The sequence below is a fragment of the Rhodococcus sp. 105337 genome (assembly GCF_012844225.1).
GTDB lineage: Bacteria > Actinomycetota > Actinomycetes > Mycobacteriales > Mycobacteriaceae > Rhodococcus.
The window spans coordinates 235894-253107 of the sequence record NZ_JABAGQ010000004.1; the positions used below are offsets into that span (position 1 = coordinate 235894).

At 66.1% G+C, this 17214-nt stretch carries 16 protein-coding genes and 1 pseudogene; 11 read left to right on the top strand and 6 right to left on the bottom strand.

Features of this window, described 5'->3' with window-relative positions; genetic code table 11:
- Window positions 1-327: 327 nt before the first annotated feature.
- The 10 genes from HF886_RS09410 to glpX all read left to right on the top strand — a co-directional run bounded on the left by HF886_RS09410 (window position 328) and on the right by glpX (window position 10560).
- Window positions 328-1956, top strand: a complete 1629-nt coding sequence (locus HF886_RS09410; RefSeq protein WP_169652144.1) for an ammonium transporter — start codon at window positions 328-330, stop codon at window positions 1954-1956.
- Window positions 1957-2652: 696 nt separating this feature from the next.
- On the top strand, window positions 2653-2958 hold the full coding sequence (locus tag HF886_RS09415; protein WP_169621845.1) for an urease subunit gamma: 306 nt from the start codon (window positions 2653-2655) through the stop codon (window positions 2956-2958).
- 1 nt (window position 2959) lies between these two features.
- A complete protein-coding gene (locus HF886_RS09420) occupies window positions 2960-3856 on the top strand; it encodes a hypothetical protein (protein WP_169652145.1) in 897 nt (298 codons plus the stop codon).
- A 61-nt stretch (window positions 3857-3917) separates the two neighbouring features.
- The gene (gene ureB / locus HF886_RS09425) at window positions 3918-4343 is read left to right on the top strand and encodes an urease subunit beta (protein WP_169621843.1); all 426 of its coding nucleotides are present in this window, start codon (window positions 3918-3920) and stop codon (window positions 4341-4343) included.
- Window positions 4343-6067 (top strand): urease subunit alpha, encoded by a 1725-nt coding sequence (ureC, locus tag HF886_RS09430; RefSeq protein WP_169621841.1) that lies wholly within the window; start codon window positions 4343-4345, stop codon window positions 6065-6067. Before ureB ends, ureC begins: the two co-directional genes overlap by 1 nt.
- 9 nt (window positions 6068-6076) lie before the next feature.
- Window positions 6077-6769 (top strand): urease accessory UreF family protein, encoded by a 693-nt coding sequence (locus HF886_RS09435; RefSeq protein ID WP_346765165.1) that lies wholly within the window; start codon window positions 6077-6079, stop codon window positions 6767-6769.
- 66 nt (window positions 6770-6835) lie between these two features.
- The gene (gene ureG, locus HF886_RS09440; RefSeq protein WP_169621839.1) at window positions 6836-7468 is read left to right on the top strand and encodes an urease accessory protein UreG; all 633 of its coding nucleotides are present in this window, start codon (window positions 6836-6838) and stop codon (window positions 7466-7468) included.
- Window positions 7468-8529, top strand: a complete 1062-nt coding sequence (locus HF886_RS09445) for an urease accessory protein UreD (RefSeq protein ID WP_169652146.1) — start codon at window positions 7468-7470, stop codon at window positions 8527-8529. The genes ureG and HF886_RS09445 overlap by 1 nt, the downstream gene beginning before the upstream one ends.
- Before the next feature lie 52 nt (window positions 8530-8581).
- A complete protein-coding gene (locus HF886_RS09450) occupies window positions 8582-9505 on the top strand; it encodes an urea transporter (protein WP_169652147.1) in 924 nt (307 codons plus the stop codon).
- A 44-nt stretch (window positions 9506-9549) separates the two neighbouring features.
- Window positions 9550-10560 (top strand): class II fructose-bisphosphatase, encoded by a 1011-nt coding sequence (gene glpX / locus HF886_RS09455; RefSeq protein WP_169652148.1) that lies wholly within the window; start codon window positions 9550-9552, stop codon window positions 10558-10560.
- Window positions 10561-10602: 42 nt separating this feature from the next.
- Here glpX and crcB read toward each other — a convergent pair whose 3' ends face one another.
- The 5 genes from crcB to fmt form a co-directional block, all read right to left on the bottom strand.
- Complete coding sequence (gene crcB, locus HF886_RS09460) at window positions 10603-10980, bottom strand: fluoride efflux transporter CrcB (RefSeq protein WP_169621833.1); 378 nt, start codon at window positions 10978-10980, stop codon at window positions 10603-10605.
- Window positions 10977-11426 (bottom strand): CrcB family protein, encoded by a 450-nt coding sequence (locus HF886_RS09465; RefSeq protein WP_169652149.1) that lies wholly within the window; start codon window positions 11424-11426, stop codon window positions 10977-10979. The genes crcB and HF886_RS09465 overlap by 4 nt, the downstream gene beginning before the upstream one ends.
- Before the next feature lie 93 nt (window positions 11427-11519).
- The gene (locus tag HF886_RS09470) at window positions 11520-12449 is read right to left on the bottom strand and encodes a 1-phosphofructokinase family hexose kinase (RefSeq protein ID WP_169621830.1); all 930 of its coding nucleotides are present in this window, start codon (window positions 12447-12449) and stop codon (window positions 11520-11522) included.
- A 77-nt stretch (window positions 12450-12526) separates the two neighbouring features.
- Window positions 12527-13972 (bottom strand): transcription antitermination factor NusB, encoded by a 1446-nt coding sequence (locus HF886_RS09475; protein ID WP_169652150.1) that lies wholly within the window; start codon window positions 13970-13972, stop codon window positions 12527-12529.
- A complete protein-coding gene (gene fmt, locus HF886_RS09480) occupies window positions 13969-14892 on the bottom strand; it encodes a methionyl-tRNA formyltransferase (protein WP_169621827.1) in 924 nt (307 codons plus the stop codon). Before fmt ends, HF886_RS09475 begins: the two co-directional genes overlap by 4 nt.
- A gap of 167 nt (window positions 14893-15059) precedes the next feature.
- Between fmt and HF886_RS09485 the strand changes: the two are divergent.
- Window positions 15060-16094 (top strand): annotated as a pseudogene (locus tag HF886_RS09485) (DUF2804 domain-containing protein).
- A 38-nt stretch (window positions 16095-16132) separates the two neighbouring features.
- Here the strand turns inward: HF886_RS09485 and HF886_RS09490 are convergent.
- Window positions 16133-17119, bottom strand: coding sequence for an alpha/beta fold hydrolase (locus tag HF886_RS09490; RefSeq protein WP_169621825.1), 987 nt, complete (start codon window positions 17117-17119; stop codon window positions 16133-16135).
- Window positions 17120-17214 lie beyond the last annotated feature (95 nt).

Here is a 17214-nt window from a genome sequence, read left to right on the forward strand (position 1 = left end):
TATCCGGGCGATCGCGAGGTGTACCGCGAGAACCTGTTCATGAGCGGCCCGTTCGAGTTGACGCGATTGACCCGCGTGACACAAACACGGTGTATATGCTCGCGTCGGACTGCAAGTCTCGTCCTTCCGGCGACAGTGCGCCGGCGTGCCGAGAAAAGCGTGACTGACCGGTGCAAGGATCGGAGGTCGCTCGATGCATACCGCTCGACACCATGCAGGGCGAAGCCCGCAGGCACCATCTCCAGGTCGACAGAAGTCCGAAATGCCTTGTTCAGCAGAGCCGTTCGCGATTGATCACACACCTCGCCCGAAAGCGCAGGCCCGTCGATGACCTCTACGACCTTGTCCCAAGACGTGATCAACACCGGTGACACCGCGTGGGTGCTGGTGTGCGCAGCCCTTGTGCTGTTCATGACACCGGGCCTGGCGTTCTTCTATGCCGGCATGGTGAGCAAGCGCAACACCCTCGTGATGTTGCAGCAGAATCTGATCGGGCTCGGCATCATCTCGCTCACCTGGTTCGCCTTCGGGTACAGCATCGCGTTCGGTAACGACCGAGGTAACGGGATCGTCGCCGATCTCGGATTCGTCGCACTCACCAACATCGACGACGCCCCCAAGCCGGACCTCCACGTGGTGACCGAAACCGTGGCGATCCCGACGCTGGCGTTCTTCGCGTATCAGTTGATGTTCGCGATCATCACCCCGGCGCTGGCCACCGGCGCAGTGGCCAATCGCCTCAAGGCCTTCGGGTGGGCAGTGTTCATCGCCATCTGGTCGGTGATCGTGTACGCACCCGTCGCGCACTGGTTGTGGGCCCCCACGGGATGGTTGACCAAGATGGGAGCGCAGGACTGGGCAGGTGGAATGGTTGTCCACGCGTCGGCGGGGGCTGCCGCACTCGGTCTGTTGATCGTCCTCGGGCGGCGCAAGGTGCGGCCCAACCGGGCACCACTGCCGCACTCGGTCCCGTTGGTGATCGTGGGAGCGGGAATACTCTGGTTCGGCTGGTTCGGTTTCAACGCCGGTGACGGACTGCAGGCCAACGGAGTTGCCGCGCAGGCGTTGGTCAACACCCAGTTGGCGGGTGCCACTGCGATGCTTGTCTGGCTGGTGTTCGAGCGGTACCGGGAAGGCCATTCGACCGTGCTCGGAGCCGTGACCGGCGCGGTCGCCGGATTGGCGACCATCACCCCCGCCGCAGGTTATGTCAGCAGCTGGGCCGCGGTAGTCATCGGCGCCCTCGCCGGAGTTGTCTGCTACCTGGCCCTCGGCCTGAAACGGCTTCTGCGCGTGGACGATGCGCTCGACGTGCTGGCGGTCCACTTCATCGGCGGCGTGTTCGGCACCCTGTGCGTCGGGCTCTTCGGGGAAGAAGCCATCAACGCGATCGGCCGAGACGGTCTGTTCCACGGTGGCGGATTGACGCTGCTCGGATATCAAGTCGTCGCACTGGCCTCGGTGATCGCCTACGCGTTGGTGCTCACGCTGGTGATCGCCTTCGCGATCGACAAGACGATCGGACTGCGCGTCAGTGCCGAGGAAGAAGAACACCTCGACCTCAGCCAGCAAGGGATGAGCGCGTACCACGAGGGTCCCACTCCCCCCGATCCCACGGCCGACGGGGCAACGGTTTCCGCGGCTCCGAAGCCGTTGGAGCCCGGGAACACGCTGTACCTGGTCACCGCCGTTCTCGACTCGGGCGGGGCCGCGGGCGTGGAACGGGAAGTGCTCGCCGCAGGTGCCCGCCGCGCGATGTTGTCCGAGGTATTCGTCACGACGGCTTCGTCGGTCGACCAGATGGTCCGAGGACAGAAACGAACCATGGATGTCACCCCACGGGTCCGCGCGGAAATCCTGACCCCTGCGGAGTCGCTGACCAGCGTGCGAAGCGCCCTGTCGGCGTTGGGCGACGACCTCGTCGAAATGACCGTCGTGCCGGTCGAGAGCGGATAGCACACCCGAGCGGTGGAGGGGCGTGCGGCGACTGTGCGCCGCACGCCTTATCGATGTCACGACCGGATTCGGCGATGATGTGTCCGCCGTCGAAGAACCACGACGCTGGTACGGAAATCCGGTCGGCCGCAATTCTGGACCTCGAGAAATATGTCCGGGCTTGCCGTTACCCGATACGGCGACCCGACCGCCGGCGGTCCACGCGCAATTCACCGACTCTCGCTCGACTCCGAAACTGAACGCACGACAAAGAATTGCGATCCGTCCGTTTCGGGCTTTTGTTCCGTCCGGAAATTGTGCAGCCGATTCGCACCACCGAGTCGACCATTCTTCGGATCGGCCGAAATGCAGTCTTCCACGGATCCGGCACACGAAGCCTTTCGTTCCCCGGTGGAGGGTCGGAGCAGCAGACGCACGTCACTACAGCGTCGGGCGCCACGTATGCAGGCTGAACGACTGCACATATGAATAGATATTCAATTCACGGACGACGACAACGACCGCTGTTCCTATATCTGGAGGTTCGCCGGGTGTTGCCGCGCTTATCGGTCTCGGCGTCGGCGCTGCCCGCGTCCGATGAAAAAACCAAAGGCCGAACTTCATTGCGGATCCGGCGTATCGTCCGAGACAGCGAGCTCCGGCTCGTCGCCGGGAGATGCTCATCGAATCGGAACCTACGGCATTGCGGGAGCAGAAATGGATTTGACTCCACGAGAAATCGAAAAGCTTTACGTGTACCAGGTTGCAGAACTTGCACGCCGACGACGCGAACGGGGCACGAAGCTCAACGCCAGCGAGGCAACCGCGCTCATCAGCGAGGCGATCCTGGAAGGCGCTCGCGACGGACGCTCCGTTGCGGAAGTGATGGAGCTGGGAAGAACGATCGTCGCGGAGAAGGACTGCATGGGAGGCGTGCGGGAACGCCTGCCGCTCCTGCAGGTCGAAGCGACGTTCGTCGATGGGAGCAAGCTGGTCTCCTGCCACGACCCGATCGGGAACTGACGTGGCCGAACCCGCCGGGAAAGACGCCACCACGATTCTGGTCGCGGGCCACGAAAGCGCCGAGGGCGCGGACGTGCGATACCTCGAACAGGCTCGCAACCGGTGGTTCGTCACCCCGATCGGCCGGCCGCTCCACAATCTGCTCACCCGCCATCTGGCGTCCGGAGACGGCCCGATCGTGGTCGTTCCCATGACGATGGGGCGTAATCCGACCTTGGTGGCCGACACCGCCAAGACGGTGCGGTGGCTGGCAGCGAGTGCGCCGGAACGTCTCGCGCTGGCGGCGCCGTTCGGCAGCCCCGACCATCTGATCTCGTGGCTGCGCCTGGCGGCCACGGGTATTCGGAGCCGCTCGTCCGACGCCGCGATGGTGATCCAGGCCCCTTCCTCCGACCCTTTCGACGAGGCGGAACTGCACCGCGTCGCGCACCTCGTGCGCACCCACGGAGCAGGCAACGTAGTGGAGGTTGCCACGACACACACCGACGACGATCTTGTCGACGTTCTGCAACGGCTGCGACGGCTCGGCAACCCGCACGCCGTAGTCGTTCCGGCAGGCTTTCGCCGGGAGTCCCCTGTTCCTTTGGACGACAGCAGGTTTACCGGCTGTGAGTTCTACGGACCGTTGATGAGCGAACAGGCAGCGATCCGCATCATCGATGCGCGCATCCGCGACGCAGTGCACGAACTCGCCCACGGCCGTACCGGAGTCGAGTCCGGCCTGATGGCGGACCACGGCCACGGCTACGCCCATTCGCACGCTTTCGACGACTCGCCGGACAGCGCGCACGGCCACGGACACGGACACGGACACGAGCACGCAGATCGGAGCCGTCCCGGCGACGATCCCGGCACCGAACACAGCCACCGACACCCCGCTACCGCGTCTTCACACTGACCGGCAGATCGACCCGACGGCGCGCTGCAACACGCAACCGCTCCGCGAGGAAGGAATCATCATGGTAGCCAAGCCCACATACGACCACAGCGAAGCCGACATCGAGATCAACGCGGGGCGGCGCAGCGTCACCCTGCAGGTGAGCAACACCGGAGATCGTGCAATCCAGATCGGGTCCCATTTCCATTTCTTCGAGGTCAATAAGGCGCTGCTGTTCGATCGTGAACTCGCCTACGGAATGCACCTGGATCTGCCTTCCGGGCTGGGGGTGCGCGTCGAGGCCGGCGACACCCGTGAGGTGACCCTCGTCGCGTACGCCGGCAACCGCCACGTCATCGGCTTCAACAACCTCGTCGACGGCGGTCTGGACTCCGAGGGCACAAAGATCCGTGCCATGGCGCTCATGAAGGAACTCGAGTACCAGGACGGCACACCCAAGGCGCGAGAGAGCTCGAGCACCTCGAAGAAGAAGAAGGGCGCAAAGTAATGGCAATCATCTCGCGCAAGCAGTACACGGACCTCTTCGGACCCACGACGGGTGACCGAGTCACCCTCGCCGACACGAACCTCGTCATCGAGATCGAAAAAGACTTCAACGAGGGCAACTACGGCGACGAGATCGTCTACGGCGGCGGCAAGACGGCGCGCGACGGAATGGGTGCCGACCCCCAGGGAACCGATGCCCAGGGAGTGCTGGACCTCGTCATCACGAACGCGATCATCCTCGATCCGGTGCTCGGCGTCCTCAAGGGCGATATCGGAGTACGGGACGGAAAGATCGCCGGTGTCGGCAAATCCGGCAACCCGCATCTTCAGAAGGGCGTCGATCCCCGACTCGTCGTCGGGCCGGGTACCGAACTCCTCGCCGGTGAACATTGCATCGCGACGGCGGGCGGCTTCGACTCCCACGTGCACTACATTTCCCCGCAACAGGGGGTGACGGCCCTGGCGAACGGAATCACCACCTTGTTCGGTGGCGGCACCGGACCGACGGACGGCACCAACGGTGTCACCACCACCCCCGGCGTCTGGAACCTCCACCGGATGCTCGAATCCGCCGAAGCCATGCCGGTCAACATGGGCTTCCTCGGAAAGGGGAACGGATCCCTGCCGGAGGCGCTCTGTGAGCAGATCGAAGCCGGCGCGGCAGGTCTGAAGGTGCACGAGGACTACGGCGCCACACCCGCCGCGATCAGCAACGCACTCGACGTCGCCGACCGCTACGACATCCAGATCTCCGTACACACCGACACCCTCAACGAGTCGGGCTTCGTCGAGAACACTCTGGATGCGATCGACGGCCGGACGATCCACACGTTCCACAGCGAGGGCGCCGGCGGCGGACACGCACCCGACCTCATCAAGGTCACGGGTCACCCGAACGTGCTGCCGTCCTCCACCAACCCGACGCTCCCCTACACGGCCAATTCGGTGGATGAACTGCTCGACATGGTGATGGTGTGCCACCACCTGTCGCACGACATCCCGGAAGACGTCGCATTTGCGGACTCCCGCGTGCGTGCCGAGACGATCTCCGCCGAAACGGTGTTCCACGACGAAGGCATCATCTCGATGGTGTCCTCCGATTCACAGGCCATGGGCCGTATCGGCGAGTCCTTCATGCGTGCGTTCCAGATCGCACACCACTGCAAGGACAAGCGCGGCAAGCTGCCGGAGGACTCACCGGACAACGACAACTTCCGCGTGCTGCGCTACCTGGCGAAAATCACCATCAACCCCGCGATCACCCAGGGCGTCTCGGACTACATCGGGTCGCTCGAAGAAGGGAAGATGGCCGACATCGTGCTGTGGCCGACGACGTCGTTCGCCGCCAAGCCCAAGGTGATCGTCAAAGGCGGCCTGATCAACTGGGGTCTGATGGGTGAACCGAACGCGTCGCTGCCCACGCCGCAGCCGGTGTACTACCGCCCGATGTTCGGTGCGCAGGGCAGGGCATTGCAGTCCACGAGAGCCACGTTCATGTCGAAGGCGGCGATCGCGAACGGTGTGCCCGAAAAGCTGGGGCTGGAGAGTCAGGTGCTGCCGGTGAAGAGGTGCCGCAACATCGGAAAGCAGCACATGGTGCGCAACACCGCCACCCCGGTCGTCGAAGTCGATCCCGAGACCTACGACGTCACGTACGACGGAAAACCGGCGGCGATCGATCCTGCGCAGACCCTCCCGCTCACGCAGATGTTCTTCCTGGCCTGAGGTGACACGGTGACGTCCGATATTCGCCAGTTGCTGACGAGTCTGCAGTTCTCGGACTCGGCGTTCCCGAGCGGCTTCTACACCATGTCGCACGGACTGGAGGGTTACAGTCAGGCCCGCCTCGTCGACCCCGGTGAGGTGCAGGACCTGTTGTGTTCGTTGCTCGTCCACACGGTCGGGCCCGGGGACGCGACAGCCCTCGCCGCCGCACATCGGGCGGCGGGGGCGGGTGACTGGGAGCTCGTCGAGGAAATCGATCACCGCCTGTTCGCGTCCAAGTTGAATGCCGAGATGCGACGGGCGTCCGTACGCAGCGGTCACCAGCTCGCGGACCTTGCCGACGTGGTGCTCGGCAGCGACGCGCTGGACGAGTACCAACGGCGAGTGAAGGCGCGGGCCACGCCGGGATGCCAGCCGGTGGTGTCCGCTCTCATCTACTCGGCGACCGGCGTCGGAACGGGCATCGCGGTGGCCTCCGATCTCTCCGCATTCGCGGTGAGTTTCGTGGGCGCCGCGCTGCGCCTCCGGCTGGCCGATCACCGGCAGGCGCAGGTGATTCTGCACGCCGTCGGCCCGGTGATCGAGCAGGTGGCACACGACGCCGCCGAACGTGACGTGCACGATCTCGGAGGCTTCGCACCGATGGCCGACATCATGTCCGCACAGCACGAACGGGCCGAGGCGCGCCTGTTCGCCAGTTGACCGCGCATACCGAAGAGCGGCCGGCCGACGTGCCGGCCCCGTGAAGATCCGAGGGGAACGAAAACTATGGGTGACAACGCATTGAGGATCGGTATCGGGGGACCGGTGGGATCGGGGAAGACGGCACTGACCGAAGCGCTTGTGCCCCTGCTCATCGCAGCCGGACGCACTCCGGGTGTCATCACGAACGACATCTATACCCAGGAGGACGCGCAGCACGTCCGGCGCGAACTCGACGGGGTGCTCGACCCCGAACGGGTGGTGGGCGTCGAGACCGGCGCGTGCCCGCACACGGCCGTGCGCGACGACCCGACGATGAATCTCGCCGTCGGAGAGGAATTGCTGCAGCGATTCCCGGATATCGACACGCTGATCTACGAATCCGGTGGGGACAATCTCACTCTCACGTTCTCGCCCTCGCTGGCCGACGTCTTCGTGTTCGTCCTCGACACGGCGGAAGGCGAGAAGATGCCGCGTAAGCGGGGTCCGGGCATCACCGACAGCGACATCCTGGTGATCAACAAGATCGACATCGCACAGTATGTCCGGACGGATCTCGGCGTGATGGAGAGTGACGCCATCCGGGTACGCGATGGCGCCCCCGTCGTCCTCACCAACTCGCTCACCGGCGAAGGCCTGGACGTGCTCCTCGACCAGATCTTGTCGTTGTGGAACGGCGCACGGACCGAACTCGTCTGATGACGGCCGACATCTCGACGGGCAGGGACCTCGATCCCGGGGCGGATCCGAACGCGCCCCGGGGCTTGGCACCCGTGAGCCCATTACCCGTCCGCCCGGTGCACCCCGGTGGATATCGGCTCCAGCCGGACTACTTCGAGCCCGTCCGGGTGCCGGCCGAGGTACTCCGGTATGCGGGTGGTGACTCGCCTCTCCCGGTCGGGAGCCCGGGCAAGGTCGGTATCCTCCAACTCGGTTTCGAGCACAACCAGGACCGGGACCGCACCGAACTCGTGCAGCACTATCAGAAGTCACCGCTGCAGATCATGCGCCCGCTGTACTTCGATCCGTTGCGCCCCGATGTTCCGTACACGTACGTGATGTCCTCGGGCGGCGGCATTCTCCAGGCGGACCGGTTGCGCACCGATCTCACATTCGGGACAGGCACCTCGGCACATGTGACGACGCAGGCGCAAACCAGGGTGTATCGGATGGACTACGACTACGCGTCGTCCGTCACGAACATCTCGGTGGGGGCCGGTGCGTACACCGAGTACCTGCCCGAACCCGTGGTTCCGTTCGCCGGATCGCGCTTCTACCAGCACACCTCGGTGACGCTCGACGAATCGGCCACGCTCCTTCTCGGGGAGACCGTGTATGCCGGACGGCTCGCCCGCGACGAGCGCCACAGGTACGAGGTCTACGCGTCCGACGTCGAAGTCCGGCGGCCCGGCGGTCGTCTCGTGGCACTCGACCGGGTCCGGCTGTGTCCCGGCGAGGATCACGATTCCGCCGCAGCACCGAGTCTCGGCGTCCTGGCCGACCACGACATCCTCGCGATGTTGTACGTGTTCACTCCGCTGGTGCCGGTCGCCGTGCTCGCGGATCTGCTCCACGACGCGCTGGCCGCCACTCTGCCGGACGGCTTGTTCGGTGTGAGTGCGCTGCCGAACGACGCCGGCGTCTGGATGCGCTTGGTCGCCAACGATCCTGTCACGGTGGCCCGCGCCACTCACGCGGCGGCGGGAGCGGCTCACGAAGCACTCACGGGGTTCGCCGCTCCGGCGATCCGCAAGATGTAGGGGCGCTCGACGGTCACCGATCCATACCGGATGCACGGCGAAGGAGCTGGACATGACTACGGGAACTGCACCGCAGGATTCCATGGCCTCACCGCGCTCCTGGCTGGTGGGGTTCGGCCACGGTCCGTCACAGATCTATTTCCAGGCGAACATCTACACCTCGCTGCTCATCATGGTGGCCTTCGTCGTCGCCAGCTGGCAGATGGCAGTGCTGGTGGCGATCGGCTGTGTGGCACAAACCTTTACCGGGTGGGTCATCCGCACGAAAGCGTCCGACCTGATCTTCGGTATGCAAGGTTTCTCCGGGGCCCTGGTCGGCGCTGCGACCTTTGCCACCCTCGGCAGCCAGTGGTTCTCGTACCCCATCGCACTCGTCGGCGGGGCGCTTGCCGCACCGGTCACGTGGCTGGTCAATGCACTGTTCATGCGGACACCGCTGAAGATCTACGGACTCCCGTCGACGACGGCACCGTTCTGCATCGTGGCGACGATCATCCATTTCGGTTTCGAACGCTGGTGGGTCGAATCGTCGTCGATGACCATCGACTCGACCACGGTGGCGTTCTTCCGGTCGTTGCTGACCAACGTCTCGGAAGTGGTTCTGGTCGACAATGTCTGGGCCGGTGCCCTCATCCTCATCGGCCTGTTCATTGCGAATTGGAAGGTCGGTCTGGCGGGTTTGCTCGGTAGTGTCGTCGGCACGCTGTGTGCCCTCGCACTGGGCGAGAGCCTCACCGAGACAGGAAACGGTCTGAGCGGGTATTCCGGTGTGCTCACCGCGATCGCGCTCTCCGTGACCTTCTTGAAGGAGAGTGTTGTCTCCTGGGTCCTCGCGCTGATCGGCACCGTCGTCACCGCAGTCGTCACCCTGTGGATGCACGACCTCGGGGTTCCCACCTACACGTGGCCGTACATTCTCACCACGTGGGTGTTCCTGGTGATCGCGCACTACATTCCCTCTGCCGAGCGTCCCTGACGACAGCACGCGCAACGAACCGCGTTCGGAGGAGCATCCACGACATGAGCGCCACCGGAGAAGCGGGACCCCTGTTCCCGGACCGCAATCTCGCCTTGGAACTGGTCCGTGTGACGGAAGCCGGCGCACTGGCATCCGGCCGGTGGGTCGGACGCGGCGACAAAGAAGGCGGGGACGGTGCGGCGGTCGACGCGATGCGCGTCATGTTGTCGACCGTGACCATGAGGGGCGTCGTCGTGATCGGCGAAGGCGAGAAGGACGAAGCACCGATGCTGTTCAACGGCGAGTTGGTCGGCGACGGCACGGGACCGGAGTGCGATTTCGCGGTCGACCCGGTCGAGGGCACCACCCTGATGGCCGCCGGCGCGCCGAATTCGCTGAGCGTCGTGGCGGTAGCCGAGCGCGGGGCCATGTTCGACCCCTCGTCGGTGTTCTACATGAACAAGATCGCCGTGGGCCCGGACGCGGCAGACGCCGTGGACATCACCGCTCCGGTCTCCGAGAACATCTCGCGCGTCGCCGCCGCGCTCGGCACGTCGGTCGCGGACCTGACCGTGGCCGTGCTCGACCGGCCGCGTCACACCGAACTGGTCGACCGGATCCGCCGGGCCGGCGCGCGGGTGCGGTTGCTGCCGGACGGGGACGTCGCCGCGGCCATTGCCGCTGCGCGTCCGACCTCCGGTATCGATATGGCGATGGGCATAGGCGGCACACCGGAAGGCATCCTCGCGGCAGCGGCGGTGCGGTGCCTGGGAGGAACGATTCAAGCGCAACTGACTCCCCGGGACGCCGGCGAACGCGGGCAGGTTCGGGCCGCGGGGCACGATACCGATCGGGTCCTCCACACGACGGACCTGGTCGGCGGCGCGAACGTGTTCTTCGCCGCCACGGGAGTCACCGACGGGCCGCTGTTGCGTGGAGTGCGGTACTTCGGCGGAAACCGCGCGGGCACTCAATCGATCGTGATGCGCAGCAAGTCCGGCACCGTCCGGATCATCGAGGCCGAGCACCGACTGGATTTTCCCGGTCCCCACAGCGAGGCCGCACGGACGTGAACCGGAGCAACGGACCGGGGCGCTCCCCCGGCGAACTCGGATTCAGATCGACGTGCCGATCCACAACCCGATTCCTGCGGCGGCGAGGGCCAGCACCAGCATCACCACACCGCTGATGAACGAATCCCCGTATCGGCGCTCCTTGATCAGTTGCACCGTCTCGTAACTCGCCGTACTGAATGTGGTGTATCCACCGAGGAATCCGGTTCCGATGACATAGCTGGCGTCGGTGGAGACGAGATGCTCGACCGTGAGTCCCGTGAGGAATCCCAGGACGAGCGATCCCGACACGTTGATGATGGTCGTCGCCCACGCGAACTTCGTCTTCATGTGTGCACGGATGAAACCGTCCAGGACGAAGCGCACGACTGCTCCGACCCCACCCGCGATACTCAGCGTGATGAAGATGAGCGGCGTCACGATGTCATCCCTCCCCCGGCGGGCGGCGTCATGCGCGCGTTGACGCTACTGGCAACCGCAATTCCCGCCCAGGTGGCGCACGCACCGACGATCAGTGTCCCGACCACGTACACCACGCCCTGCCAGATGTATCCGTCCCGGAAGAGCACCGCCGTGTCGGTCGCAAGCGAACTGTAAGTGGTGAAACCGCCGCAGAATCCGGTTCCCAGAAGGAGCTTCAGATTCTTCCCCGTGGGCTTCGCGCTGTCGATCCGGGTGACGGCTTCGTACAGATAGCCGAGGAGAAATGCACCGACGATGTTCACGACGGCGATCGCGATCGGGACTTCGCCGAGTTTCGGGATAGCCAGCGAAACGCCTTCGCGGCTGCCGGCCCCGAACAGGCCTCCGATCGCTACCAGTCCGATCGAGGCCCATTGCAGATAGGCTGGCCGCCCGTTACTCATTCCCGCTCTCCCGCATGTCGGGTGCGCGAGGACTTCGGCCGAAGATCCATCCTCCCATGCTAACCGAGCGAGCCGGGTACCACGGCGCTTTGCCTACGTGCTCCGGGCGACCGCGTCGAACCGATCGATGTCCTCACGACGGCATACGCGGCTTCCGGCGGTCAACAGCGCTGCGGTGCCGCACGCGACACCCAGCGCCAGAGCGTCGCGCAGCGTGCGTTCCTGCAGTAGTCCGACGACGAGTCCGGCGACCATGCTGTCACCGGCACCCACGGCGCTCCGTACCTCCACCTCCAGCGCGGGCACCTCGACGGCGTCGTCGGCGGTGACCATGATCGCGCCGTCGGGGCCCAGCGACACCACCACAATCTCTGCGACCCCGCGCTCGACCAGTTCGCGCGAGGCCTCGATCCGGTCGTCCGTGCCGGGCAGGTCACGGCCGACCCACTCGCACAGTTCGCCCAGCGACGGCTTGACGAGGAACACCCCGGACTCGATGCTCGCCAGAGCCTCTCCCGACGAGTCGAGCACGAAGCGCGCCCCGGCGGCGTGGGCGACTTCCGCGACCCGGTGGACGAACGCCCCGGAGACGCCGGGCGGGAAGCTGCCGCTGGCCACGAGATACTGTGCGCCCCGGGCTGCTTCGGTGAGCACCGCCAGGCAACGCTCCTGTTCGTCGCGAGTCAGGTCCGGCCCCGGTGTGACGAACCGGTATTCGAGCCCGGTCTTGCGGTCGATCGCGGTGAAGCATTCGCGGGTGTCGTCGACGATGGGCACGACATACGCGTCGACGTGGTCGTCGTCGAGCAGCCCGCTCATCTGCCGGCCCCGTGCGCCACCTACCGGGAACACCGCTCCCGCCGACGCACCGAGCACACGCGCGACCTTGGCGACGTTGATGCCTCCACCCCCCGCGTCGTAGAACGGCTCCTCGCACCGGAGCTTGCGGGTGGGTACGACTTCCTCGGCGAAGGTGGTGACATCGAGGGCCGGATTCATGGTCAGGGTGACGATATCGGGCATACCGAAACCCTAGCCGTGCGACAGGACACCCGACGGGTCCGGCAGAGTCCTCGTACGTGTTGTCCCGTCGGGATGTCTCAGTCGCGCGGTTTGCGCAGAGCCGCCATGAACATCCCGTCCGTGCCGTGCCGGTGCGTCCACAACTGCACACCCGGTCCGTCACCGAGTTTCGGCACACCCGGGAGGAGTTCCCTCGTGTCGAGTTGTTCGACCCCGTACCGGCGGACCGCGTCGGACACCACCCCGACGGTCTCCGAGACGTGCGGCGAGCAGGTGGAATACAACACCACGCCACCGGGACGCAGCAGACCGATCGCCGCGCCGAGAAGCTCTTTCTGCAGTTTGACGAGGTCGGCCACATCTTCGGGCCTACGGCGCCAGCGCGACTCGGGCCGGCGGCGCAGCGACCCGAGTCCGGTGCAGGGTGCATCGACCAGGATCCGGTCGTACCCGGGCTCGAGACCCGAGTCGCGGCCGTCCGCGACATGCACGACCACCGGGAGATCACGCGCGGTCTTGCGGACCAGGTCGGCACGGTGCTCGACGGGTTCGACCGCATCCACCGAGAATCCGTCCAGCGCGGCGAGAGCGCCGAGCAGTGCCGCCTTGCCACCGGGTCCGGCGCACAGATCGAGCCAGCGCCCCGTGTCCTCGCCGAGCAGCGGAGCCAGCGTGAGCGCTCGCGCGACGAGCTGGCTGCCTTCGTCCTGCACCGCGGCCATGCCCTCGCGGACCGGCTCGAGCCGACCGGGATCGCCGTGTTCGATGTGCACCGCGTACGGCGACCACGGACCGATCTCGCCGCCGGTCACGAGTGCAAGCTCCTCAGCGGTGATCACACCGGGCCGGGCGACAAGATGCACGATCGGACGGGCGTCGTCGGCCGCGAGCACGTCGGCGAGTTCCCCTGCGTCGGCACCGAGGGAATGCACGAATGCCTGGGCGATCCACAGCGGGTGCGCGTACCGGAACGCCAGGTGCCCCACCGGGTCGCGCTCGGGGTCGGGTGCGAGCAGGTCGATCCACTCGTCCTCGGTTCGTTCCCCCACTCGCCTCAGCACGGCATTGACGAATCCTGCTCGGCCCGAACCGAATTCGGTGCGGACGAGGTCGACGCTGGTCGCCACGGCGGCGTGCGGGGCGACCCTGGTCCGTAACAACTGATAGGTGCCCAGCCGCAGCACGTCGAGCAGCGCGCCGTCGATCTCGTCGACGGGACGGTTGGCGGCATCGGCGATGACGGCGTCGAGCAGTCCCTGCGCGCGTGCCGCCCCGTAGGTGAGTTCGGTGGCCAGCGCCGCGTCACGAGAGTCCAGTTTGCGTTCGCGAAGGAGGGCCGGCAGCACCAGATTGGCGTAGGCATCGCGCTCGCGGACCGCGCGCAGTACGTCCCGCGCCGCGGTGCGAGCCGGATCCACCGCCGACTGGGTGGGACGGCGAGTCTGCCGTGGGGCGGTGTTGCGCCCGGTATGTCCGCCCGGCTTCTGCCCTGAACGCCGGGCCGGTTTGCGAGCTTCACTCATTGCGCACGTACTTTCGAGTCGAGTCGGGCGCCGCGCGCCCAATCTGCTGCTGCCATCGGTTTCTTGCCGGGGGGCTGAACGGTGCCGAGCCGCACCGCGGTGGACCCTGTCCCGACGAGCAGGCCGTTCTTGAGGACCGCGAGTTCGCCGGGGTCGAGCGTCTCGTCGACGGGGGTCACCGGCCCGAGCTTGACTCGCAGGTCGCCGATCATGGTCCACGCGCCCGGCGCCGGGGTGACCGCGCGGACGTGGCGGTCGACCACGTGCGCAGGCCGCGTCCAGTCGACCCGTGCGGCGTCCACGGTGACCTTCGGGGCGTGGGAAACACCCTCGGCGGGTTGCGGCGCCGGAACGAGGATGCCGTCCTCGAGACCGTCGAGCGTCGATTCGAGCAGCGTTGCACCGGCCTCCGCGAGACGACCCAGCAGATCACCGGCGGTGTCGGTGGGCCGGATCATCTCGGTCACCACGCCGTACACCGGGCCCGTGTCGAGACCGGCTTCGAGCCGGAACGTGCTGGCTCCGGTGATCTCGTCACCCGCGGCGATCGCGGCTTGCACCGGTGCTGCTCCGCGCCATGCGGGGAGCAGAGAGAAGTGCAGGTTCACCCAGCCGTACCGGGGGATCTCCAGCACGGCGGGCGGGATCAACGCTCCGTATGCGACGACGGGGCAGCAATCGGGCTGGAGTTCGGTGAGACGGGCGATGAATTCGGGGTCGCGAGGTGCCTGCGGAGCAAGCACCTCGATACCGTGTTCGTCGGCGACCTGCCCCACTTCGGATCGGACCGCCTTCCGGCCGCGACCGGCGGTGGTGTCGGGCCGCGTCACGACCGCGACGACCTCGTGGCGGGGCGAGGCGATGAGCCGCCGCAGTGCCGGCACTGCGGGGCCGGGAGTACCTGCGAACACCACCCGCATGTCAGAGCACCGCCGGTGCGGGTGGGCGCACTGCGATGCGGAAGCTAACCGGCGGGTGTGTCACGAATACTGCTCCAGGGTTCGGCGACGATGGCTCCCCCATTCTAGGGAGTCGGTCGCCCACACCGACACGGTGTCGCCACCACAGCCCAGTAGTCTCGCCGGGTATGCAGCAACGACGCCTCACCACCGGCCCTCTCCTCGACGACGGCGGAACGCTCATCGAGACCGGATGGAGCGCGAGCGAGGAACGTCGGTACGACCGCCGGAAGGTCGCGGCGTCCGGTCTGCGCGTCAAGGAATGGGACTACTACTGCGTCCTGTCCGACGGCGATTCCGGCCCCTACGGCATCGCTCTGACCGTGGCCGACAACGGCTACATGGGTCTGCTCGGCGTCAGTTGGCTCGACCTCGCCGGGCCGGCAGACGTCACGGAGAACACGATGATCCCCTTTCCGCGCGGCCGTCTGGGCTTGCCGGCGAGCGCCGACTCGGGCGATGTGGTGGTTCGCCGCGGCGACGTGCACATCGAGTATCGGAACGAGGGACAGGCACGACGGCTGATCGTCGACCATCCCGGGTTCGGCGGAGGCCGCGGGCTGTCGGGTGAGCTGGTGCTGACTCAGCCGCCGATGGACCGGATGGTGATCGCCACCCCGTTCCCGTCCAGCCCGAAGGCCTTCTACTACAACCAGAAGATCAACTGCCTGCCCGCCCGGGGCAGCGTGACGGTCGACGGCCGCGAGCACCTGTTCGACCCCGCGACAGCGTTCGGCGTATTCGACTGGGGCCGGGGAGTCTGGACCTACGACAACACCTGGTACTGGGGTTCGGCGTCCGGCCTGCACGACGGACTGCCCTTCGGCTTCAACATCGGCTACGGGTTCGGGGACACCGGCGCGGCGAGCGAGAACGTGGTCTTCCATGACGGTGTGGCCCACAAACTCGACCGCGTGCAGTTCCACCTGCCGGTCGGCACGTACGACGGTGCGCCGTGGCGATTCACCAGCAACGACCACCGTTTCGAGATGGAGTTCGTGCCGATTCACGATCGGGCCGCGGACGTGAACGCTCTCGTTCTCCGTTCGACCCAGCATCAGGTGTTCGGCCGCTAAACCGGCTTCGTCGTCCTCGACGACGGTAGCCGGCTCGAGATCGAGAACCTCCTCGGTTTCGCGGAAAAGGTGCGCAACCGCTGGTGACCGGTCGATGCCGACCGTTTCCGCGGTGACCGGTGCGCTCAGAAGTTGGCCTGGCGGACGACCTCCGGGATTCCGGTTCCCAGCGCAACCCGGGTGCACGTGCCCAGTGCGACTCGATCGGGATCGAGGGCATGCCGGATCAGTTGCAACGTGAATTCGTCGTAGACCATGTTGAAGTGGCCGGTCCGATTCTGTGGACACAGATCCTGGACGACGAGATTGACCGCACCTTCTCCGCGCAACGCAACGTTGTCGGCGGGTTGGATCACTTCGTCGAATCGGGTTCCGATGGTGGTGTACTGCACGCCGGGAACGGTGTCGCTCGGCGCGTTCAATTCGGTGAGCAGTACCGAACCTTGGAGTTGCTCCGCAAGCGCCACCGAGAATTCGCCCTCGAGGAAGTCGGTTGCGCCGGGTAACGCGGCGATCGCGGTCGCGAGACCGTAGAAGGTGCCGCCGTAGCTGGGAGACGCCACCCCGACCCAGCGGTCGACCACGTGGGCGCCTCCGAGTTTGTTGATGTAATAGCGGGTGACGACCGCGCCTTGCGAATACCCGACGACGTCGACTTCGGTAGCTCCGGTCTCGGCCCGGACCCGCTCCACGAACTCGCCGAATTGTGCTGCGGACACCCGGATCTCACCCGTGCCGTACGACTCGGCCCCGGCCGCCAAACCGTAGTTCACCGCGAAGACGCACCGCCCGGATGCAGCGAGAAGGGGTGTGAGTGCGGCGAAGTCGGAGTAGCTGTTGGAGTCGGTCCCGTGCGCAAGCACCACCGGCCGGGGGTTCTCCGGCGAGAGCACACACGAGAAGTCGTTCGTCTGCGGCGGCACCGCGCCGGGATTGTTCTCCGCGTATTCGGCAGCCTCCGCGTGGGTTACCGCCGGCGGCCCCGGCACCACGGGCACAGAGGATGAGGACCCCGTCACCCCGACGAGCGGTTGCGCACCCGCCACTCCCGCCGTGAACGCGGCAACGCACAGAGCCGCGAGCCCGGCCGACCACACTCGTCGGACCACCATGTGGCGCCTCCTGTCGCAACGCGGTCGTGCCACGTCATCGAAACAAGGGTTCGATCACAAACGACTGCAACTGTATCTGTTAAAGATACTAAGCC